General features: G+C 71.3%; 18 protein-coding genes and 1 pseudogene. 5 read left to right on the top strand and 14 right to left on the bottom strand.

Annotated features, from left to right (window positions below):
* The first annotated feature begins 3 nt into the window (after nt 1-3).
* Both ADL03_RS48635 and ADL03_RS24050 read left to right on the top strand, forming a co-directional pair.
* The gene (locus ADL03_RS48635; RefSeq protein WP_197288603.1) at nt 4-5517 is read left to right on the top strand and encodes a non-ribosomal peptide synthetase; all 5514 of its coding nucleotides are present in this window, start codon (nt 4-6) and stop codon (nt 5515-5517) included.
* Complete coding sequence (locus ADL03_RS24050) at nt 5514-6743, top strand: MFS transporter (protein ID WP_053735800.1); 1230 nt, start codon at nt 5514-5516, stop codon at nt 6741-6743. The genes ADL03_RS48635 and ADL03_RS24050 overlap by 4 nt, the downstream gene beginning before the upstream one ends.
* Nucleotides 6744-6746: 3 nt before the next feature.
* On the opposite strand, the pseudogene ADL03_RS24045 reads toward ADL03_RS24050, so the two are convergent.
* Nucleotides 6747-7103: pseudogene (locus tag ADL03_RS24045) on the bottom strand (Lsr2 family protein).
* Nucleotides 7104-7348: 245 nt separating this feature from the next.
* Between ADL03_RS24045 and ADL03_RS24040 the strand changes: the two are divergent.
* Nucleotides 7349-9586: a glycoside hydrolase domain-containing protein gene (locus ADL03_RS24040; RefSeq protein ID WP_369809020.1), complete on the top strand. Its 2238-nt coding sequence runs from the start codon at nt 7349-7351 to the stop codon at nt 9584-9586.
* On the top strand, nt 9583-10851 hold the full coding sequence (locus tag ADL03_RS24035; protein WP_053735798.1) for a glycosyltransferase: 1269 nt from the start codon (nt 9583-9585) through the stop codon (nt 10849-10851). The genes ADL03_RS24040 and ADL03_RS24035 overlap by 4 nt, the downstream gene beginning before the upstream one ends.
* Before the next feature lie 26 nt (nt 10852-10877).
* On the opposite strand, the gene ADL03_RS24030 is transcribed toward ADL03_RS24035, so the two are convergent.
* Complete coding sequence (locus ADL03_RS24030) at nt 10878-11315, bottom strand: nuclear transport factor 2 family protein (protein ID WP_053735862.1); 438 nt, start codon at nt 11313-11315, stop codon at nt 10878-10880.
* Between the two features lie 690 nt (nt 11316-12005).
* Here ADL03_RS24030 and ADL03_RS24025 point away from each other — a divergent pair.
* On the top strand, nt 12006-12614 hold the full coding sequence (locus tag ADL03_RS24025; RefSeq protein ID WP_053735797.1) for a hypothetical protein: 609 nt from the start codon (nt 12006-12008) through the stop codon (nt 12612-12614).
* Between the two features lie 367 nt (nt 12615-12981).
* On the opposite strand, the gene ADL03_RS24020 is transcribed toward ADL03_RS24025, so the two are convergent.
* From ADL03_RS24020 to ADL03_RS23965, 12 genes are all read right to left on the bottom strand, one after another.
* Entirely contained in the window at nt 12982-13206 is a 225-nt protein-coding gene (locus ADL03_RS24020) for a hypothetical protein (protein WP_157529152.1), read from the bottom strand.
* Between the two features lie 115 nt (nt 13207-13321).
* Nucleotides 13322-14461, bottom strand: a complete 1140-nt coding sequence (locus tag ADL03_RS24015; RefSeq protein WP_053735795.1) for a hypothetical protein — start codon at nt 14459-14461, stop codon at nt 13322-13324.
* Between the two features lie 131 nt (nt 14462-14592).
* Nucleotides 14593-15258, bottom strand: a complete 666-nt coding sequence (locus ADL03_RS24010; protein ID WP_053735794.1) for a SchA/CurD-like domain-containing protein — start codon at nt 15256-15258, stop codon at nt 14593-14595.
* Entirely contained in the window at nt 15255-16805 is a 1551-nt protein-coding gene (locus ADL03_RS24005; protein ID WP_053735793.1) for an FAD-dependent monooxygenase, read from the bottom strand. Before ADL03_RS24005 ends, ADL03_RS24010 begins: the two co-directional genes overlap by 4 nt.
* Nucleotides 16798-17127 carry a TcmI family type II polyketide cyclase gene (locus ADL03_RS24000; protein WP_053735792.1) on the bottom strand — a complete coding sequence of 110 codons (330 nt, stop codon included), beginning with the start codon at nt 17125-17127 and terminating at the stop codon, nt 16798-16800. Before ADL03_RS24000 ends, ADL03_RS24005 begins: the two co-directional genes overlap by 8 nt.
* Nucleotides 17112-17570 carry an SRPBCC family protein gene (locus ADL03_RS23995; RefSeq protein ID WP_053735791.1) on the bottom strand — a complete coding sequence of 153 codons (459 nt, stop codon included), beginning with the start codon at nt 17568-17570 and terminating at the stop codon, nt 17112-17114. Before ADL03_RS23995 ends, ADL03_RS24000 begins: the two co-directional genes overlap by 16 nt.
* The gene (locus tag ADL03_RS23990) at nt 17567-17815 is read right to left on the bottom strand and encodes an acyl carrier protein (RefSeq protein ID WP_053735790.1); all 249 of its coding nucleotides are present in this window, start codon (nt 17813-17815) and stop codon (nt 17567-17569) included. The genes ADL03_RS23995 and ADL03_RS23990 overlap by 4 nt, the downstream gene beginning before the upstream one ends.
* A 1-nt stretch (nt 17816) precedes the next feature.
* Nucleotides 17817-19073, bottom strand: coding sequence for a beta-ketoacyl synthase N-terminal-like domain-containing protein (locus ADL03_RS23985; RefSeq protein WP_053735789.1), 1257 nt, complete (start codon nt 19071-19073; stop codon nt 17817-17819).
* Nucleotides 19070-20326, bottom strand: a complete 1257-nt coding sequence (locus tag ADL03_RS23980; protein WP_053735788.1) for a beta-ketoacyl synthase — start codon at nt 20324-20326, stop codon at nt 19070-19072. The genes ADL03_RS23985 and ADL03_RS23980 overlap by 4 nt, the downstream gene beginning before the upstream one ends.
* Nucleotides 20323-20712 (bottom strand): cupin domain-containing protein, encoded by a 390-nt coding sequence (locus tag ADL03_RS23975; RefSeq protein ID WP_053735787.1) that lies wholly within the window; start codon nt 20710-20712, stop codon nt 20323-20325. The genes ADL03_RS23980 and ADL03_RS23975 overlap by 4 nt, the downstream gene beginning before the upstream one ends.
* Nucleotides 20709-21317 (bottom strand): SchA/CurD-like domain-containing protein, encoded by a 609-nt coding sequence (locus ADL03_RS23970; protein ID WP_053735786.1) that lies wholly within the window; start codon nt 21315-21317, stop codon nt 20709-20711. Before ADL03_RS23970 ends, ADL03_RS23975 begins: the two co-directional genes overlap by 4 nt.
* Complete coding sequence (locus tag ADL03_RS23965) at nt 21314-21688, bottom strand: antibiotic biosynthesis monooxygenase (protein WP_053735785.1); 375 nt, start codon at nt 21686-21688, stop codon at nt 21314-21316. Before ADL03_RS23965 ends, ADL03_RS23970 begins: the two co-directional genes overlap by 4 nt.
* Nucleotides 21689-21819 lie beyond the last annotated feature (131 nt).

Here is a 21819-nt window from a genome sequence, read left to right as displayed (position 1 = left end):
CTGATGGCCGATGGCCACGAGCTGCACCTGCTGGACGACGACGTGCGCCTCGACCCGCCGGCACTCGTCCGGTACGTGATCGGCCGGCGGATCGACTTCCTCGACCTCACCCCGTCCTACCTGAGCCAGCTGCTGGAGGCCGGTCTGCTGGCCGGCGAGCACCGGCCCAGGGTGCTGATGCTGGGCGGAGAAGCGCTCAGCCGGTCGTTGTGGCAGCGTTTGGCCGACGTGCCCGGCACCGACAGCTACAACTTCTACGGCCCGACCGAGTCCACTGTGGACGCGCTCTCGTGCCGCGTCACGCCCGATTCCCCGGTCACGGTGGGACGCCCGCTGCTCAACGTGCGGGCCTACGTCCTGGACGACGACCTGCGGCCGGTACCCGTCGGTGTGCCCGGCGAGTTGTACCTGGCGGGCGCCCAGCTGGCCCGCGGCTACCTCAACCGTCCCGGCCTGACCGCCGACCGGTTCCTCGCCGACCCGTTCGGCGGACCCGGCGAGCGCATGTACCGCACCGGCGACCGCGCACGCTGGCTGGCCGACGGCACCGTCGACTACCTGGGCCGCACCGACGACCAGGTCAAGATCCGCGGCTACCGCATCGAACCCGGCGAGGTCGAAGCGGTGCTGGCCCAGCACCCCGACGTGCGTGAGGCCGTGGTCATCGCACGCCGCGACGACGGCCACCAAAGGCTCGTCGCCTACGTCACCGGCACCGGAACAGCCGACCTGCGGACGTGGCTGGCCGCACGGCTGCCCGACTACCTCGTGCCGTCGGCATTCGTCGCACTCGACGCGATTCCGCTGAACGCCAACGGAAAGGTCGACCGCCGCGCGCTGCCGGCACCGGACCTGCGCGCTGACGCCTCGGCCTACCGCGCCCCGCGCACCCCGCTCGAGGAGCGGGTCTGCCGCATCTGGGCCGACGTGCTGGGCGTGCCCCGGGTCGGGCTCGACGACAACTTCTTCGAGCTCGGCGGCGACTCGATCCTGAGCATCCGGGTCGTGTCCCGGCTGCGCACCGAGCTGGACGCGCCGGTGTCGCCGCGGGTGCTGTTCAGCTCACCCACGGTCGCCCGGCTGGTCGAGGAGATCGGGACCGGGACGGGCGCGGCCGGCGACGTCATCCCGCGGGTGCCGCGCGACGGCGCGTTGCCGTTGTCGTTCGCGCAGCAGCGGCTGTGGTTCCTCGACCAGTTCGAGCCGGAGAGCACCGACTACCTGTCGCCGTCGCTCCTGCGGCTGCGCGGTCACCTGGACGTCGGCGCCCTGAACACGGCGCTGACCGCCCTGATCGCACGGCACGAGTCGTTGCGCACCACCTTCGACAGCGCGGACGGTCACGGTGTGCAGGTCGTGCACCCGCCGCACCGCGTCGAGGTGCCGGTGCTCGACGTCCCCGGCGGTGAGGACGGCCTCCACGAGGTGCTGGTGCGGGAGAGCACCCGGCCGTTCGACCTCGCCCGCGGCCCGCTGCTGCGTCCGGTGCTGCTGCGCGTCGCCGAGGACGACCACGTGCTGCTGTTGCTGGCGCACCACATCGTGACCGACGGCTGGTCCAACGGCGTGCTCACCGGTGAGCTCAACCTGCTCTACCGCGGCGGCACGCTGCCCGACCTGCCGATCCAGTACGCGGACTACGCGGCGTGGCAACGGGAACGGCTCACCGGGTCGCTCGCCGACGAGCAGCTGGCGTTCTGGCGTGACCGGCTGGCCGGCGTCACCCCGCTGGAGCTGCCGACCGACCGGCCACGGCCCGCGGTCCGCACCAACCACGGCGCGGTGCACCTGTTCACCCTGCCGGTGGAGGTCGCCGACGGGCTCACGTCGCTGGCACGCGGCCAGGACGGCACCCTGTTCATGGCGCTGGTCGCCGCGTGCCAGGTGCTGTTCGCCCGCTGGTCGCGGCAGGACGACATCGCCGTGGGCACGGTGGCCTCCGGCCGGGAGCGCGCGGAACTGGAGAACCTGGTCGGGTTCTTCGTCAACACCCTCGTGCTGCGGTCCACTGTGGACGGCAGTGCCTCGTTCCGCGACCTCCTCGGCGAGGTGCGGGGCACCGTGCTGGACGCGTTCGCCCACCAGGACGTGCCGTTCGAGCGCGTGGTGGACGAGCTGCGGCCCGACCGCGACACCAGCCGCACGCCGTTGTTCCAGGCGATGGTGATCCTGCAGAACACCCCCGACGCCGCGCCGGACCTGCCGGGCCTGCACGTCGAGGACCTGCCGCTGCCGGTGGTGGCGGCCAACTTCGACCTCACCTTCGAGTTCCAGCAGGACGACGACGCCCTGCACGCGGCGGTCAACTACAACACCGACCTGTTCGACGCCGCGACCGTCGAACGCATGGCCGGGCACCTGCGCGTGCTGCTGACCGGCGTGGTCGCGAACCCCGACCGGTCGCTGGCCGACCTGCCGCTGATGGACGAGGAAGAGCAGCGCAACGTCCTGCACGCGTGGAACGACACGGCCCACGCCGTGCCCGACGCCACCATCACACATCTGGTCGAGCTCCAGGTGGAACGGACGCCGGACGCCACGGCGGTCGTGGACGGCGGCACGGCGTGGACGTACGCCGAGCTCAACGTCCGCGCCAACCGCCTGGCGCACAACCTGATCGCTCAGGGCGTCGGCCCCGGCCGGTACGTCGCGATCTCGTTGCCGCGCTCCGCCGACCTGCTCGTCGCGGTGCTGGCGGTGCTCAAGACGGGTGCCGCGTACGTGCCGATCGAACCGGACCAGCCCGCCGACCGGGTGGCGTTCGTGCTGGACGACGCCCGGCCGGTGCTGGTCCTGGACGACCCGGAGCTCGTGCGCACCACCGGCGGCCGGGACGACAACCCCGGCGACCACGACCGGATCGCACCACTGTCCACTCGCGACCCGGCGTACGTGATCTACACGTCCGGGTCGACCGGCCGCCCCAAGGGCGTGGTGGTCGAGCACCGGTCGGTGGTCAACTACCTGGCCTGGGCCACCGAGGTCTACCAGGGCCTGCGCGGCGCGGCGGTGCTGCACTCGCCGGTGTCGTTCGACCTCACCGTCACGACGCTGTTCGGCCCGCTGCTGGCCGGCGGCCGCATCGTGGTGAGCGAGCTGGACGAGGACGCCGTCCCGGTGGAGCAGACGGCGTTCCTCAAGGCCACGCCGAGCCACCTGTCCCTGCTGGGTGCGGTGCCGGCCCAGCTGTCGCCGACCGGTGACCTGGTCGTCGGCGGCGAGCAGCTGCTGGGCGCGGTCGTCGACGAGTGGCGGCGGGCGAACCCGACGGCGACCGTCATCAACGAGTACGGCCCGACCGAGACCACCGTCGGCTGCATGGAGCACCGCGTCGAACCCGGCGAGCCGCTGGCCCCCGGAGCGGTCCCGATCGGCCACCCCGCCTGGAACACCAGGCTGTACGTCGTGGACGACCAGCTGCGGCCGGTGCCGCTCGGCGTGCCGGGTGAGCTGTGCATCGCGGGCGACGGCCTCGCGCGGGGCTACCTCAACCGGCCGGGCCTCACCGCGGCACTGTTCGTGGCGTGCCCGTTCGGCGCGCCGGGGGAGCGGATGTACCGCTCCGGCGACCTGGTCCGCAGGCGCGCGGACGGCGTGATCGAGTACCTGGGCCGCATCGACGACCAGGTCAAGATCCGCGGCCACCGCGTCGAACCGGGCGAGGTCGAGTCCGCGCTCCTGCACCACCCGCACGTGACCGAGGCGGCCGTGGTGGCGTCGGACAACGGCCAGGGCCACGCCCGCCTGGTCGCCTACCACGTCGCCGACACCGAGGTGGGAACCGCCGAGCTGCGCGCGTTCCTCGCCGACCGGCTGCCCGCGTACATGGTGCCGTCCGCGTTCGTCGCGCTACCGGTCCTGCCGGTGACGCCCAACGGCAAGCTCGACCGGGCGGCACTGCCCGCTCCGGCACCGGCCGCCGACGACAGCGGTGCGCACGTACCGCCGCGCACGCCCGTGGAACGCGCGCTCGCCGAGGTCTGGGCGGACGTGCTGGGCGCCGACCGCGTCGGCGTGCGGGACAACTTCTTCGAGCTGGGCGGCGACTCCATCCTGGTGATCCAGGTCGTGTCCCGCGCCAGGAAGGCCGGGCTCGCACTGACCACGAAGTCGTTGTTCCGCAACCAGACCATCGAGGCGCTCGCGCCGTTCGTCACCGAGATCGAGACCGAACCGGTGAACACCGCCGAGGTCGTCGGTGACGTCACGCTCACGCCGATCCAGCGGTGGTTCTTCGAGACCCGCACGGTCGCGCCGCACCACTTCGCCCAGTCCATGCTGCTGGAACTGACCCCGGACGTGGACGAGGCCGCGCTGGAGAGCGGTCTGGTGGCCGTGGTGGCACACCACGACGCGCTGCGCATGCGTTTCGAGCACGTCGACGGCGAGTGGCGCCAGCACAACGCGCCGGTCGAGCCGGGCGGTGTGCTGGAACGCCACGACCTCAGCTCGATCGGCGAGCCGGAACGCCAGGCACACCTGGAGAAGATCGCCGACGAGGCCCACGCGGGCTTCGACCTCGCCGCGGGCCCGCTGTACCGGGTCGTGCTGTTCCACGCCGACGACATGCCGGCACCGTTGCTGTTCCTCACGGTGCACCACCTCGTCGTGGACGGCGTGTCCTGGCGGATCCTGCTCGACGACCTCGACACCGCCTACCGGCAGGCCGTGCGCGGCGAGTCGGTGGACCTGGGTGCGAAGTCGACGTCGTTCCGCGACTGGGCCGACGGACTGGCCCGGCACGTCGCCGGGGGAGCGCTGGACCACGAGCTGGACCACTGGGCCGCCGCACTCGACGCGGCCCCGCTGCCCGTCGACCACGACCGGCCGGCACCGGGCACGCCGGCGGCCGAGGTGCACATCGTGCTCGGAGCGGAGGACACCGACGCGTTGCTGCACGACGCGCCCACGGCCTACCGCACCCGGATCAACGACGTCCTGCTCGCCGCACTGGCCTGCGCCCTGTCCCGGTTCACCGGCGAACGGACGGTGTCCCTCGACATGGAGGGCCACGGCCGTGAGGACGTCCTCGGCGCGGACCTGTCCCGCACGGTCGGCTGGTTCACCACGCTCTACCCGGTCAGGCTGGCGCTGCCCGCCGACGGGGCGTCGTGGCGCGACCTGGTCAAGGCCGTGCGCAGGCAGCTGCGCACGGTGCCGGGCAACGGCTTCGGCTTCGGGGCGTTGCAGCAGCTGGGCACCCCGGAGGTGCGCGAGCGCCTCGCCGCTCCCGGACCGCAGGTGGTGTTCAACTACCTCGGCCAGTCCGGCAGCACCGCCGACAACGCCGACGGCGGCCTCTACCGGACCGTCCTCGACCCCGTCGGGCAGGACACCGACCCGACCGACCGCGGGCCGCACCTCCTGGAGGTGGTCGGCGGCGTGGCAGGTGGTGAGCTCCGCTTCACCTGGCACTACCAGCCGGACCGCCACGAGGAGGCCACGGTGCGTCGCGTGGCGGAGGACTTCCTCGACGCGCTGCGCGGGATCGCCGCGGACTGCCGGGGTGACCGATGACCACGTCGCTGTCGCGCAACCGCGACTACCGCCTGCTGTGGGCCGGTCAGGCGCTGTCCGAGGCGGGGGCCAGCGCGTCCACCATCGCGCTGCCCCTGCTGGTGCTCGTGCTCACCGACTCGGCCGCCACCTCGGGCTTCGTGCTGGGCGCCTCCGCCGCCGCCCAGCTCGTCGTCGGCCTGCCCGCCGGAGCACTGGTCGACCGCTGGAACCGCAGGACGGTGATGCTGGTCTGCGAAGCCGTGCAGGCGCTCGCCGTGGCGTTCCTGGTGGCCGGCCTGTGGTGGCACGCCATCGGCGTCGAACACGTCGTGCTGGTCGTCATCGTGCTCGGCGTCTGCAGGGCGCTGTCGGAACCGGCGGAAGACGCCGTGCTCCCCGCCATCGTGCCCGAACGCCAGCTCCCCGACGCGGTCGCGATGAACGCCGCACGCGGCTACCTCGGCCAGCTCTCCGGCACGGCGGTGGGCGGCCTGCTGTTCGGCCTGGGCCGTTGGCTGCCGTTCGCCGTGGAGGCGGTGACGCACGTGGCGACGTTCCTGTCGCTGCTGTTCATCCGCGTCCCCCCGCGCGAACGGGAACCCGCGCCGCTCAGCCGTTTCCACCGCGAGGTGGGGGAGGGCCTGCGCTGGGTGTGGACCCAGCCGGTGGTGCGGGTGGTCGCCTTCTGCGCGGTCGGCCTCAACCTGTTCTTCCAGGCGTTCTACCTGCTGATGATCGCCATCGCGCACCAGGAGGGCGTGCCGGCCGGCCAGATCGGCATCATGGGCGCGATGCTCGGTGCCGGCGGCATCCTGGGCGCACTGGTGGCCCCGCGCCTGCACCGCGTGCTGCGCCCCCACCGCGCCATCGTCGGCGTGTTCTGGGCCATCACCGCCCTGATCCCGATCGCGCTGTTCGTCGACGCGGGCATCCCCACCGGCGTGCTGTTCGCGGCCGCCGCGTTCCTGGCCCCCACCGCGAACACCACCATCACCACCTACCAGCTCCTGCTCACCCCCGACGAGCTGCGCGGCAGGCTCAGCAGCGTGATGGGCGTGGCGCTGGGCATCGCCGCGATCGCCGGCCCCGCCGTCGGCGGCCTGCTGGTGGACTTCCTGACCCCCACGCAGGCCATCCTCACGTGCGCGGCCGGCTCGGCGTTGCTGACGGTGTTCGCCACCCTGAACCCGACCCTGCGCCGGTTCTCCCGGGAACAGAGCGAGGAGCTGACCGGATCGTCCTGAGCTTCAGCGCGTTCGCGCGGGAGAATTCGCTTTCTCGAACTCGTCGATGACCCGGTCCGGAATCCGGCCACGATCCGACAGCTCGAATCCGTTTTCCCGCGCCCACCGCCGGATAGCGCGCGTCCGTTCTCTCGTGCGCGATTCTCCCGTCGCACAGGTGGCCTCCTATTCGACCCGGCCACCCGTGCGGCGGGCGTTGCTGATGAAGTCACGCAGGCTCGTGCGCAGGTTGTCCGCGTTCCGCGCACTGAGGTCGATCAGGTACGTGACGCCGTCGAGACCGAACTGGACCGTCTCGATGTCCTCCGCCGCGGTGCCATCCAGATCGTCGACGAGGTGGACGTGAAACTGTTTTGCCATTCATTGCCCCACAAGGTTCGTCGTGGTCCGGCGAGACGGTTGATCAGCGGTCGAAGGGTGCCCATTGCGCACTTCGCCGACACTGGGTGAATGGCTGTTCCTCTTCTTGTAACATGAATTTCTTGGATATCCGCCCTCGCCGTGCACTGCCTCGACGACGTGGCGACCGCGCGCGAAGCCAGGTCGACACACATGTTCATGTCGCTGAAACCAACGAGGTGCCCGCCCTGACATAGCGTCGCCGCATCCTCGACGAGATTGATCCATTCATCGGAACGGCTGCCACCTCACTGCCCGCGGCGCAGGGGCTGGCGGCCACCTGGTGGTGGCCGAAAGCGCAGGTCGGCAACACCCACCCCGGCGCGACGTCCCCGCTCGGCATGGTGTCCGCCTGCGCGTACTCCGGTGCCTACCCGACCGGGTACGGCCTCTACGCGAAGAACACCGAGGGGCAGCCGGAGGAGCTGTTCGACCGGCTCCAGGCCTCCGGGTTCACCCACTTCCAGCAGTCCGGCACCGGCGCGATCCGCAAGTACTACAACTACGTGCGCGTGACCCCGATGGTGCAGCAGCTGGACGTCCTCGGCGAGGCCTGGCCGCTGCACGACGAGACCGCAGAAGCCGGGTACTACGCGGCCACCCTCGACACCGGCATCCGGTGCGAGGTCACGGTCGGCGCCAAGGTCGCCGTGCACCGCTACGTGTTCCCCGAGCACCGCAGCGCGCGGATCGTCGTCGACCTGTCCTGCGGCGGCCTGGGCATCGACCTCGGCCGCACGGTGCCGTTGCGGGCGCACGTCGAAAGTCTCGGCAACGGCCGCGCCCAGGGAACGGTGGTCGTCGAAGGCGTGCCGCTGTCGGTGTACCTCAAGGTCGAGAGCCCCGGCTGGCGGCAGATGCTCTGGCACGACCGCCGGCTCATCGAGGGCGGCACGCGGCTCGACTTCGACCGCATCAGGCAGACCACGCTGCGCCCGTTCGGGTTGCTCTACATGGGCCCCACCACCGCCGGGCAGAGCGTCGAGATCCAGATCGGGTTCTCCCTGCGCGGTTGTGAGCAGGCCAGGGAGAACCTGTACCGCGAATGCGGTGACGGCCCGCAGGCGTTCGACGTCGTCCGGGCGCAGACCACGGCCCGGTGGCGCGACCACGTGGACCGGGTGGAGGTCGAGGGCGGGTCACCCGCCCGTCGGCAGGTTTTCGCGACGGCCATGTACCACTCGCTGATCAAGCCGTGCTTCGCCGACGACGAAAGCCCGTTCTGGCCGTCCTCGGGGCCCTTCGTGTTCGACATCTGCACGATGTGGGACATCTACAAGACCCAGCTGCCGTTGCTCATGGCCATCTGCCCGGACCGCGCGGTCGACCTCCTGGAGTCGCTGATCCGGGTCTGCGAGGAGGAGGGCAACTTCCCGATCGGGTACCGGATGGCACGCGGCGCGGACCGGTTCTTCCGCCAAGCCAGCGCGCTGGTCCACACCGCCCTGGCCGACGCGCACGCCCTCGGCCTCGGCGACCTGGACTGGGCCTGGGCGCTGGTGCACATGTACGACGACCTGCGCCGCATGTACGGCGAGGACTTCTACGAACACGGCGTCGTGCACCCGATCTCGCACACGCTCGACCTCGCCTACGCCTGCCACTGCACCGCCGGCGTCGCCCGCAGCCTGAACGACGTCCAGCTCGCCGACGACCTCGACGCGCGCAGCCGCCTGTGGTCCAACGCGTTCGACCCGGACACCGGCCTGCTCGTCGACTCGTCGTTCTACGAGGGCGGCAAGTGGAACTACTCGTTCCGGCTGCTGCACGACATGGCCGCGAGGATCGCGATGGTCGGCGGGAACGAAGCGTTCGTCAGCACCCTTGACGCGTTCTTCGGCTACGACGCCCCCCGTGTGGCGCAGCCCGGCAAGCGGCCCAGCTCGGCGGAGATGGCGGCCGGCTACCTGCTCAACCGGTTCGAGGGCCTGAACAACGAGCCGGACATGGAAGCGCCGTGGTCCTACCACTACGCGGCCCGGCCGGACCGCACCGCCGAGATCGTGCACGCGGCACTGACGTGGCAGTTCGGCACCGGCCCCGGCGGCCTGCCGGGCAACGACGACTCGGGCGGGCTGAGCTCGTGGTACGTGTGGGCCTCGCTGGGCCTGTTCCCGGTCGCCGGGCAGAACCTGTTCCTCGTCAACGCCCCCGCGTTCAGCCACGCCACCCTGCACATCGGCGACCGCGACTTCGTCATCGAGACACGCGGGCACCGCGAGACGTCCATCAGCTCCGACGGCCTGGACGAGAACCCGCCGCCGCAGTACGTGCAGTCCGCCCGCCTGGACGGCAAACCACTGGACGCCGCGCACCTGCGCGCCTCCGACGTCCACGCCGGCGGCCGGCTGCTGCTCGAACTCGGCCCGCACCCCTCGGAATGGGGACGCAAAGTCCTGCCGCCATCGGTGTCCGACCCGCTCGGAAAGAGGGCTCGCACATGAGCAGGCCAAGCCGCCGTCTCGTCATCGTGGTCCGCGCCGACCCGGTCATCTGCGGCCACTCAGGGGAAGCCCGCAACTTGGCCGAGGCCGCACTCACCCGCGGCTTCGACGATGTCCGCCTGCTGACGTGGCCGATCTCCGTGCTCCAGGCGGCAGGCCTGCCGCTCAAACCGCTGGACCGGATCATGCCCTACAGCAAGGGCATCACCGTGGAACGCCCGGACCCGGTCGGCGACTACCGCGTACCCGACGGCCGGCACCTGGCCGGGCTGACCGGCCGCCTGGTCGAACTGCTCGCCGAACCGGTCCCGACCACGTGCGTGTCGATGTACCTCGCCCCTCACGACGCGGTGGTGCGCGACGCCGTCGACGCGGCCCGTGCCGCCGGCTACGCACCCGACGTCCACACCATCGCGAAGGCGGTCGGCTCGGACGTCACCAACGTGATCCGCTCGTGCCTGACCGAGCGGCGGTTCGGCGCAGCGGTGGTCCTGTTCACCCGGTTCCTCGCCAACGACCAGGTGATCGCCGTGTCGGAGTACACCCGGCAGGAGATCATCGCCTGCGCGGAAGCCGTCGACACGCACTGCGGAACCCGGTTCGCCGTCCAGTGCACCCGCCGGATAACGGTCAGCTACCCACCGATCGACACCGAGGCGTACCTCGACCTCGACCCGGCACGCGTGGACACCGCCCTGCGGCGCCGCGGCCTGGAACGCGACGGGTACGTGCTGTTCCTGTCCCGCGTGACCCGCGCCAAAGGCGTCTACGACCTCGTGGACGCGTTCGCCCGCTGCCAGTCGCGGTCACGGCTGAAGCTCGTGATCGCCGGCAACGGCCCCGAGTTGGAGCACCTCCGGGCGATCACCCGCCACAACGACCGGATCCTGTTCCTCACCGACGTGGAAGACGACGAGAAGCCGCTGCTGATGAACGGCTGCGCCGTGTACGCCCTGCCGACCAAACCGGAACCCGACTTCGTCGAAACTTTCGGCATCGCACTGACCGAGAAGATGCTCGCGGGCGGCGGCCCGGTCATCACGACCACCACCGGAGGCGTCGGCGAGGCGGTGGGCGGGACGGCCATCCTCGTGGAGGCAGGCAACGCCATCCAGATCGCCGCCGCGATCGACCGGGTGGTGCTCGACATGCCGGCCGAGGAACGGCAGCTCATGGCGGACCGGGCCCGCGAGCACGCCCTGTCGTTCGACCGGGTCCGGGTGTTCGACGGCCTCTTCGCCACGGCCATCGCCCTGACGGGATGAACCCGCGCTTCCCTTGTCCAGTGCGCTTATCTCGTCGAGCACGCCCGCGCGATCGCGGCGGTGTCCCAGTAGAACGGATGTACCTCGGTGATGCGCCCGTTCTCCACGGTGATCGTCTGGAGGATCGGGAAGTCGAGCTCACGGCCCGTGGCACGGGCACGTGCGTGCACGTGGGTCAGGACGACGAGCGGGCTGGTGTCGTTGAGGAACGTCTGCTCGACCATGTCGAACGTGTCCCAGGTTCCGCTCATGGCGAGGAAGAACTGCTCCACGCCTTCATGGCCACGCCAGACTCCGCCGTAGGGGAGCGCTTCAGCCTGGTGCAGCACGACATCGGGTGCGAAGAAGGGTGCGAGCGGCGCGAACGACGCGTTCCCCGGACCTCCGGCCGTTAGGTATTCGGCTTCTGCCGCGTACATGGCCTTGAGCACGGACACGGCATCCGTTCCCGTTGACGAGATCATGAGGACCATTGTGGACTCTTCGTGTCACCGTGTGCTGGCGGCAATCGGTCGTCGTGGTCGGTGTTGCGCGTGTAGGTACCGTGTAAGACGCCTCACCAAGTTCCTTTCGCAGCGCGGAGATCTCGTAAGAAGCACTCGCATGAACAAGTCCATCAGGCGGCAGATCCCAGGAGCCAGTTCGAGAAGCTCTCGTACGGCGCGAGCTACGCCGTGAACCTTGAGCCACCGCCACGCGCGGTGAAGCGGTACTCCAGGTGGGACACCACCGGCGGGTGGACGCCGGTGTCTGCTCCGGCGTCGCGGCGATGACCTGCAGAGCGGGCAGCCTTCCTCGATGTCATGATCGAGTTCGAAGCGCGCCTGAACGCGCCTGTGCATCCCGGGGGCCGACCACAGTGCGGTGAGCAGACCGACGATCGCCGGCAGCCCACCGGTCTTGAACTTCTGCCGGTTCTCGATCGCGCTCGGCCCGAGCAGGGCCAAGCAGCGAGACCAGCAAAGATGCCGGGAACAGCGACAACACCGCGCAGTAGTTCAGTGGGTGTACCCGGTGCGTGCGCCATGCGCAACGGGGTTGCTCCGATCATCAGGCGTACACCGGCGCACTTCTGGGTAGAGGTAGATCAAGTTGAGCACCACGACCGCAGCACCCCAGCAAGACAGCGCCACCGTCAGTGAAAGGGCACATCGATGAGCGACAAGAACGTCCCCGGCGACGCAGCCGAGCTGCGCGCCGAAGCGAGGCAGACGCGGCGGGAACACAGTGACACCGTGGATGTGCTTGCGCACGAGGCGAAGGTGCCCGGACCGGTCGAGCACAAGGCGCGCGAGGGAGTCGACGCGGTGAAGCAGACCGCCAGGCAGGCCAAGGGGGCAGCCGCGACCGGCGCTGCGGGCAACGCGGTGAGCAAGGCGGGAGAGAAAGCCAACGAGACCCGTGCCGCTGGTGTTGTTGCCGAGAAGGCGGGCGTGGTGGCGGAGCAGGTCGACGCGGTCCGCGAGAAGGCGACCGCCGTGACGGCCCAGGTGAGTGAGAAGGCGAGCCAGAAGGCCGGCGCGGTGGCCGAGAAGGTGAGCGAGAAGGCGACCGTCATCGCGGGCCAGGTCAGCGAGAAGGCCGGCGTCATGGCCACGCAGGTCGGTGTGACCGCCATCGGTGCGGTCGAGGCGCTGCCCGAGCCTGTGCAACAGCGCGTCGAGCAGGGTGTCCGGCAGGCCCGCCAGCACCCGGCGGTAGTCGCGGCCGGCGCGGCGGCGTTGGTGCTGCTGCTCTGGAAGCTGCTGCGAAAGGGACGCTGAACAGGGGAACGTCAACAAGCTGCGTACGGCCGCTGGGCACGCTGTTCAGCGTGCTCGGCGGCTTGGCGAAGCTCGGAACGCAGTCGAACGAGCAGCCGTCGTGGCGGAGGACCTGGACCTCATCCGGCAACGGGACACAGGTCCGGTGGCGAGACACCGAGATCTGCTCACCGGCCGCCGTGGTCGGCGCGTGGGGTGAGGCCGTGATCACGCTCGGCGTGCCGCAGCGCTACCTGGGAACGCCGGCCCGGCGTCACCGGCACCGACTTGCGGTGCTGGGCCCAGATGCCCGGCTCGGTCGACGGTCACAGCCTTCACGTCGATGCGTGACCACGTGCCACCGACCACGGCGGCTGATGATCGTGGCTCACGCGCCGGGTTGTTGGGGAAGGCGCACCTTCTGACCGTTGTGTGCGCCACCCAGACACACGATGTTCTGGCCGTCCTGGGAGAGGGGGACCGGCAGACCGCCACCGACCAGGCATTCGGCAACCGAGATGTCCGCATCCGCGCTGGCGGACCCGGCAGCACCCACTACCGCACCGAATGCCAGCGCCGCAGAGGCCAGCATCGTCAACATCCGTCGCCTCATGACCACTCCTTCATCCTCTTCTTGGTTGGGCGGTGTTGCTCCTCCCGGCTACCCGGCTGGCTGTGCAGGACCCGTGCTTCACTCCTCCGAGCGACAAGCTGATTCCGGGTGTCGGTCAGGTGGCGGCGATGTCGAGCTTGCCGACCCTGTTGGTGGTCAGCAGGCCGAACCACACCGCGCCGGGCTGGTGGACGTTGATGTCACACGGGTAGGAGGCCGACGAAGGTGTGCTCCACATCCGGACCTCGTGGGTCACGGGGTTGAACCGGGCGATCTGGTTGCCCAGCCCGAACAACGCCGGGAAGCTGACCGAGAAGTAGATGTTGCCGTCGCTCGCCTCGGCGATGGGGCCCGGCATGGGCAGCGGGTTGCCGATGCTGCCCACACCCAGTCCGCCGAGGATGCCGGTGAGCAGGCCGCCCACACCCAGCAGCGGGTACTCAGTGATCTGCCCGGTTGCGGGGTTGATGCGGGCGATCTTCATGCCGAGGGCTTCGCCGACCCAGATCGTGCCGTCCGCGGCCGTGCGCACGCCGACCGGGAAGGACGCCGGCGTCGGCATCGTGTACTGGGTGAACAGGTGGGTGTCGACGTCGAGGGTGGCGACCTTGTTCAGCTGCGGCAGGTCGAACACGACGGTGCGGCCGGGGCCCGGTTTGATGATGCCGAACAGCGCGCCGACCTGGCCGAGGATCTCGCCGGGCACGCGGTACCTGCTCCACTGGCCGGTCGTCGGGTCGTAGCGGCCGATGGAGTCCAGTCCGCCGAGCGTGAACCACAGGGCGTCGTCGGGTCCGCGGGCGAGGTCGTTGGCCAGTCCGAGGCCGCTGTGCAGCGGGAGTCCCAGGGGTTGGAGGGTGAAGGCGTCTGCCCACGGCAGCGGGAGCTCGGTCATGGAGCCGTCGGCGGTGTCGACGCGGAGCAGGCTGTTGCCCGTCACCTGGGGCATCCACAGATCGCCCGCCGCGTCGAGGTCCATGCCGCCGGGCACCGACAGCGGCATCGGCGTGGAGAAGTTGGCGAACTGCCCGGTGGCCGGGTCGAACCGGGCGACCTGGCTGCTCAGGTACTGCTCGACCCACAGGTTTCCGCTGTGGTCGAACTCCACCTCGCACACACCCCCGATCGGCAGTGACGAGGGAACCGGGCCGTACTCGGTGATCGGCGTCGCCGCACCGGCGGAGACCGGTACGAGCGCCGACGCGAGCAACGCCGCGGTGACTATGAACAACCGTCTGTGCCCTGCTGATCTCATGGTCCGCTCCAGGATCCGCCGTTCGGCCTCGTCGCGCTTCCGCGTCGAGTAAAGCGGCTTCGCCGTGCGGCCCCACGATCCTTCACCTGAAAAGCGCAGTCACCCGTCCAAGTGGTCGAAGCGGTGGGCGGTCAGGCCACGGCTCCCACCGAACGGTCGGTCACCAGGGTCATCGGCCGTGCCAGCGTCGCGAACGGCGTGACCAGGCCGACCAGCGGCACCGGTGGTGCCTCGTCGTCCGACTCGATCAGGTGCACCACCAGGTCGCGCCGCCGGAACACGGTGGTTCCACCGGACAGGGCGGTGACGCCGGCGAGCCGTCGGGCCAGCTCGCCGGCGTGCCGGGGCAGCGACTCGTACAGGACGGCCCTGCGCGGCAGCCGGCCGGTGCGGCCGTTGCCGGACGCCACCCGCATCACCGCGGTAGCAAGGAAACGACGCAGGCTCGCCTCGTCGGTCACGTCGCGGTCGTAGACCAGGTGCGGCCGCAGCCGCTGTTCCAGCGCCTGGATCCGGGGTTGCGCCGCCAGGTGCCGGACGGCTTCCCAGGGAGGGCAGGTGATGTCCGCGACCCGCACCACGACACGCCCTGCCATGAAGACCGATGTGCGTTCCAGCAGCGCTCGCCCCGGCCCGCACACGGACAGGGCCGCATAGCTGGAGAGGATCTCGGCCACGACCTCCTCCGAGCCGGCCCGCACCGGGAACGTGAACGCGTAGCGGTCCACGGTCCGGCCCCCGGTCATCGTGACCGCCGGGAAGCCACCGCGGTGGCCGCAGAGAGGCCGCGCGTTCATCGGAACAGCACCTGGTCGACCACGGCCGACAGGACGTCGGGACGGGGTGTGGCCGGGCTGCGCCACGCGATGAACCCGTCCGGGCGGATCAGGACGGCGCCGTCGTCGGTGATGCCGTAGCGGCGGGCGAACTCGCCGGTCGGGTCGTGCAGGGTGTCGCCGATGCGGTGGTGCTCGATCCGTGCGTCCGAGAGGTTCGCGCCCCGCCGGCCGGGACCGGTGACGAGGACCAGGCCGCGTCCCATGAGGTCAAGAGTGGACAGTGTGGTTCCGTTGCGCTCCAGGGCGATGTGCGGTGCGCGGCAGCCTGGTGCGGCGGTGGGGTGGTCGGGGTCTTCCACCGGCGTGGGAACGGCGGTGCCGTCCGGGACGACAGCGCCCTCGGGGTAGGTGTAGCCGAACATCGCCGCCCGCTGGCGGATGGCGCTCTCGCGCGGGTTGCCCGGCTTCCCGTTGAGCAGACCGTACCGCTCGACGGTCAGCGCGGTGGTGTGCCGGGCCACGGGGAGGCGTTCGGTCTCGTAGGTGGCCAGCAGGCCGGGGCCGGCCACGCCGCGGTGGTGCAGGGCGATCTTCCACGCCAGGTTGAAGACGTCCTGCACAGCGGTCGCCACACCGAACGTGCCCACGGGCGGCATCACGTGGGCGGCGTCGCCGGCGATGAACGCCCGGCCGGCGCACATGCGGTCGGCGACCTGGCCGGAGATCTCCCACGGCGCGTCGGACACGCGGTCGATCACGACCGGGAGGTCGCCGACGCCGATGGCCGTGCGCAGCAGGTGCACGCAGCGCTCCTCGGTGAAGTCGGCGACATCGTCGCCCGGCCGCAGGGAGACGGCGAACCGCCACCGCTTCGCGCCGTCGATGGACGTGAGGAACCCGTGCACGGCCGGGTTGCGCACCGTCAGCGCGACGATCTTGCGCCCGTCCAGCGGTTCGCGGAGGTCGGCCTCGAAGTAGACGTTGACCTTGCGCGCCAACAGCTCCGAGCTCTCCTGCCCGATGCCGAGCATGCGGCGGACGGGACTGTGCGCGCCGTCCGCCACGACGAGGTGGTCGGCACGAACCCGCTCGTCCCGCCCGGTGCGGTGGTCACGCACCACCGCGACCACACCGTCGGGCCTGTTGTCCACCGCCACCACCTCGTGGTGGTAGCGCACGTCCGCGCCGACCTCGACGGCGTGTGCGCGCAGCAGTGGTTCGAGCTGGTTCTGGTCGATCGCGGCCCACCGGCAGGGGCTCAGCGGGTCGGGGCCGGTGTCGAGGCGGTTGGGCAGCCGCCGCAGTTCCGGTCCCGCCACGGTTTCGGCGTGCGCGACAATGGTGTGGTCGGCGATCGGTGACCGCACCTGCCCGATGGCCTCCTCCAGGCCCACGGCGCGGTAGAGCTCCATCGTGCGCGGGTTGAGCGCGCGGGCCCTGGGATCGGTCGACGGCTCGGGGTGGCGCTCCACCAGCATGGCCGGCACGCCGTACCAGGCGAGGAACACGGCCGCAGACAGGCCACCCACGCCGCCGCCCGCGATCAGCACCGGGGTCTCAGGCATGGCGCTCCCAGCGGTAGAACTCCTGCGCCATCGCGTCCTTGGGCCCGCGCCACGTGCCGGGGTCGTAGGCGGAGATGAACGGGCTCAGGTCCTGGCTGATCCGCCGGAACCGGGGGTCGTCGCGGTGCGCGGCCACCGCCTCCGCCAGCGGGCGGTCGCTCTCCAGCAGGTGCAGGTAGAGCTCGCCGAACCGGAACAGGCTGCGCGCCCGCACGCCGAGCGCCTCCGGCAGGTCCGAGTGGTGGTCGGAGTCGGCGAACACGGCGGCGACCTCGCCGGTTGCCTCGGGGACCATGCGGGCGACGATCAGGGTGCGGTGCATGCGAACTCCTCGACCTTTCGCTTGATCAACGCCATCTGGACGCGGCTGTTGTCGTTGATGCGCTTGGTCATGGCGGCGTCGTCCACGGGCGCGTCGGGTTTCATCGCGAAGTCCTGCACCCAGCGCATGCGCACGCCCGTGTCGAGCTGTTCGTAGGTCCAGTGGATGTGCATCCGCTCGAACGGCCCGGTCTCGACGCGCCGGGCGGTGACCGTCCTGGAGGTGCGGTCCGCGACGCGCTCGGACACCCAGCTCCACACCTTGCCGGTCGCGTCCGGGTGCATGGTGAGGCGGAACAGCACGCGGTCGCCGTCGCGTTCGAGCACCTCGACCGAGGCGTACTCGCTGAACAGCTCCGGCCAGCGCTCGACGTCGTTGGTGCGTTCCCACACCAGCTCCATCGGCGCGTCGATGACGATCTCGTTCTCGGTGTGCGCGCTCATCCTCGGGCCTTTCCGGGCAGCAGGGCCAGCAGCTCGCGCGGCGACTGGTGCGGCAGCAGCTCGGCGTCCCTGGACACGCCGTGGTCGCGCTGCAGCTCGGCCAGCACGCCCATCAGGCCCAGGGAGTCCACGCCGAGCTCGTCGAAGGTGCGGTCGGGATCGGTGACCTGATCGCCGGTCACCGGAACGCCGGTGCACCGGCTGATCAGCGTTGCCAGGTCATCGGGGGAAAGTCGGGTGTCCACGTCACACACCTCCGCTGATCGGTGATTCCGGGTGGCGCAGCACGAGCGCCGAGTTCCCGCCGTACACACCGCGGGACAGCACCAGGACGGTGCGCAGGTCGGCCGGGCGGGCGGCACCGGTGACCAGGTCGAGGTCGAACCGGCACCCGTCCACGCCGGGGGTGGGCGGCACGAGGCCGTGTTCGAGGGCCAGCACCGCGGCGGCGACGTCGAGCACGGCCGCGGCGGCGTAGCAGCGCCCGTACCCGGCTTTGGGCGCGGTCACCGGCACGCGGCTCGCGCGCTCGCCCAGCAGCAGGCGCACCGCCTCGGCTTCGGCGGCGTCGGCACGCGGGTCGGCCATCGCGTCGAGGAACACCGCGTCCACGTCGTCAGGGGTCTGGCCCGCCTCGGCCAGCGCGCCCGTGGCGGCCCGGAGCAGTCCCTGCGCCGACCGGTCGAACCGCTGCCGGCCGGTGTAGGTCGCGCAGTGCCCCGCCACCACCGCTTTCACGGCGGCGCCCCGGCGGTGCGCGGCGCCGGCGTCCTCCACGACGAGCATGGCACCGCCCTCGGCCGGTGCGAACCCGACGGCCCGCTCGGTGAACGGCTGGTAGGCCGTGGCCGGGTCACCGGACGTGCTGAGCAGCCCCAGACCGAACTGGCAGCACATCGCGTACGGGCAGAACGGGGCTTCCGCGCCGCCGACGAGCATGGCCCGCGCGCCTCGCCGCAGCTCGCCCCCGGCGGCGGCGAGGACGTCCAAGCCACCCGACTCGTCCGCGACCAGCACCCCGGATGGGCCGCGCAGGCCGTTGCCGATGGAGATCTGGCCGGAGCACGCCGCGTAGAACCAGGCGATCGACTGGTAGGGGCCCACGTGCTCGGGTCCGTTGCGCCACAACCGTTCGATCTCCCGCTGGCCGAACTCCACACCGCCGCTGTAGCTGGCCGTCAGCACGCCGAACTCGAAGGGCTCCACCGCGGCCGGGTCCAGCGCGGCGTCGCGCAGCGCCAAGTCGGCGGCGGCGAGGGCGAAGTGGGTGAACCGGTCGGTCTGCACGGCGATCCGCGGTTCGACCCACCCGGCCGGTTCGAACCCGGTCACCTCGCCCGCCACGGTGACGGGGTAGGGGTTGGGCTCGAACCGCCCGATCGGTGCGAGCGCCACGTGCCCGTCGCGCACGGCGGGCCAGAACTCGGCCACGCCGAGACCGCTCGGGGCGATCACACCGAGACCGGTCACGACGGGCGCCGAACCGGTCAGCGCGGGGCTCACGGCCGCCCCGCCCTCGTCAGCACCACGGCGGACTGGAACCCGCCGAAGCCGCTGCCGACCGACAGCACCACGTCCAGCCGGCGCTCCCGGGCGGTGTGCGGCACGTAGTCGAGGTCGCACTCGGGGTCCGGCGTGTCCAGGTTGGCGGTCGGCGGGATCACGCCGTGGACGAGGGCCAGCGCGCAGGCGGCCAGTTCGATGGAGCCGATCGCGCCCAGCGAGTGGCCGATCATCGACTTGATCGAGCTGACCGGCACCTGGTGCGCGCGCTCACCCAGCAGCCGGTGGAACGCGGCGGTCTCGTGCCGGTCGTTCTGCCGGGTGCCCGAGCCGTGCGCGTTGACGTACCCGATCTCCGCCGGATCCACCTGGGCGTGGTCGAGCGCGCGCCGCGCGGCCTCGGCCATCTCGACGCCCTCCGTCGTCAGGCCGGTCATGTGGTGGGCGTTGCTGCGGGTGGCGAAGCCCTCGACCTGCGCCAGCACCTCCGCGCCCCGGCGCCGGGCGTGGCCGAGCTCCTCCAGCACCAGCACGGCCGCGCCCTCGCCGAGCACGAACCCGTCCCGGTCGCGGTCGAACGGGCGGGCCGCGTGCGCGGGGTCGTCGTTGCGCGTCGAGGTCGCGCGGATCGCGTCGAAGCACGCCACCGTGATGGGGGAGATCGGGGACTCCGAAGCCCCCGCCAGCACCACGTCGGCCTGGCCGTCCTCGATGAGACGGGCGGCGTGGCCCACCGCGTCGAGCCCGGCCGTGCACCCGCTGGACACCGTCCGCACCGGCCCGCAGGCGCCGACCCGGTCGGCGACCTCCGCGGCCAGCGTGGCGGGGGACAGGGCGCAGTGCAGGAACGGCGAGGCCGCGTCCGCGTCGACCACCCACCGCTGCCCGCGGCGCGAGGTGGCCACGTAGTCCTGCTCCAGCAGCGTCGTGCCGCCCACGGCGGAACCCATGCACACACCCAGCCGCCACGGGTCCGCGACGGCCACCTGCGCCTGCCGCCACGCCTCGTCGGCGGCGACGGCGGCGAACTGGACGTAGCGGTCCATGCGGGTGATCTCCGCGCTGGTCAGGCCCGCGTGCGCGGGGTCGAAGTCGCACTCGGCGGCGATCCTCGACCGGAACCCCTCCGGGTCGAACAGGCTGATCGGCCGGGTGACGGTGCGGCCGGAGGTCAGCAGCTCCCAGAAGGTGTTCGTCCCGATGCCGCCCGGTGCCACCACCCCCAGGCCGGTGACCGCCACCCGGCGCGTCACGACGCCTGCTCCGTGTCGACGTGCCCCAGCTCCGGCCGGGGCGCCAACGGGGACAGCTGGAACAGCACGCGCGCCGGCGACGTCCCGGTGTTGCGGAGGCGGTGGCGCACCCCGATGGGCACCAGGATCGCCTGGTCCGCGTGCACCTCGTGCGGCACGTCGTCCAGGTCCAGCACCACCGAGCCCTCGACGACGTAGAGGAACTCCTCGGAGTACGGGTGGTAGTGCTCGTTCACCTGTTCGCCCGGACCGACCAGCACGACACCCATGAACCCGGAGGTGGCGCCGACCGTCGCGGGGCCGAGCAGGACGCGGATGTCGCCACCGCGGCGGGTGTTGGGCGCGGCGTCGTCCACGCTCATCGCGCGGTGCAGCTGGCCGGTCATGCGACCGCCCCCACCACGCGGTCGGTCACCAGGGTCATCGGGCAGGCCTCGCGCACCAGCGGTGCCAGCCCGTTCACGAGCGGCACGACAGGCGTGCGATCCGTCGACTCCACCAGGTGCACGACCGTGTCCCTGCGCCGGAAAACCGTTGTGCCGCAGTCGGACTCCGATCCTCCGGACGCGAGCAGCCTGGCCACCTCGTCAGCGCGGCCCGGCAACGCCCGGTAGAGCACCGCCGCACGGGGCAGGTGGCCGGGGTGGCCGTTGCGGGAGGCGACCAGCCGCATCACCGAGCCGGCCAGGAAACGCCGCCGGCCGTCGGGGTCGGACAGGTCGCGGTCCTGCACCAGGTGCGGCCGCAACCGCTGCTCCACGGCCTGGATCTGCGGCTGTGCGGCCAGGTGCCGGATCGCCTCCCCCGGCGGGCAGGTGATGTCCACGACCCGCACCACCACCGGGCCGACCATGAAGACCGACGTGCGGTCCAGCAGCGGGCGCGCGGCCTGCGGCCGGCCGGGAGGGGGTCCGGCGTAGCCGCCCAGGATCTCGGCCACCGCCGCCTCCGACCCCGGCCGGACCGGGAACGTCAACGCGTAGCGGTTCACGACTTCACCTCCAGCAACTGTCGATCGGGTTCGGCACCCGGCGTGGTGGTCAGGCGGACGAGGTAACGCGAGGACTGCCGCTCCGTCGTGCACGCGATCAGCGGGGCCGCCAGCAGCCGGTGGTCGGCGCCGCGTTCCCACGCGTGGAAGTGCGCGGCGCTCGCCCACTCGCTGGTGATCACCCAGTCCTCGGGGTCACCCTCCGACTGGCACAGCTGGTCACCGAGGTAACCCTCCACTTGCGACACCTGGTACCTGATCCGCCGGTAGGCGTCGAGGAAGCGGTCCCGCTCCGCGTCCGGCACGCGTAGGCGGAAGATCACCCGCAGCCGGTTGCGCTCGGACGCCTGGTGTTCCGCCGTCGACGTCATCTCGTCTCCTCCGGGGTGTGCACAGGTTGAACAGGCGACCTCGTAGTGATCGAGGGTTGATTTGTCCGTGTCCGACGGCAAGTCGGGGAAGCCGATCAGTCGAACGACCACCCGATCGGGAGGACAAACCT

The organism is Nocardia sp. NRRL S-836 (assembly GCF_001279525.1).
Classification (GTDB): Bacteria; Actinomycetota; Actinomycetes; order Mycobacteriales; family Pseudonocardiaceae; genus Lentzea.
This window is presented reverse-complemented; position numbering and strand designations above follow the sequence as displayed.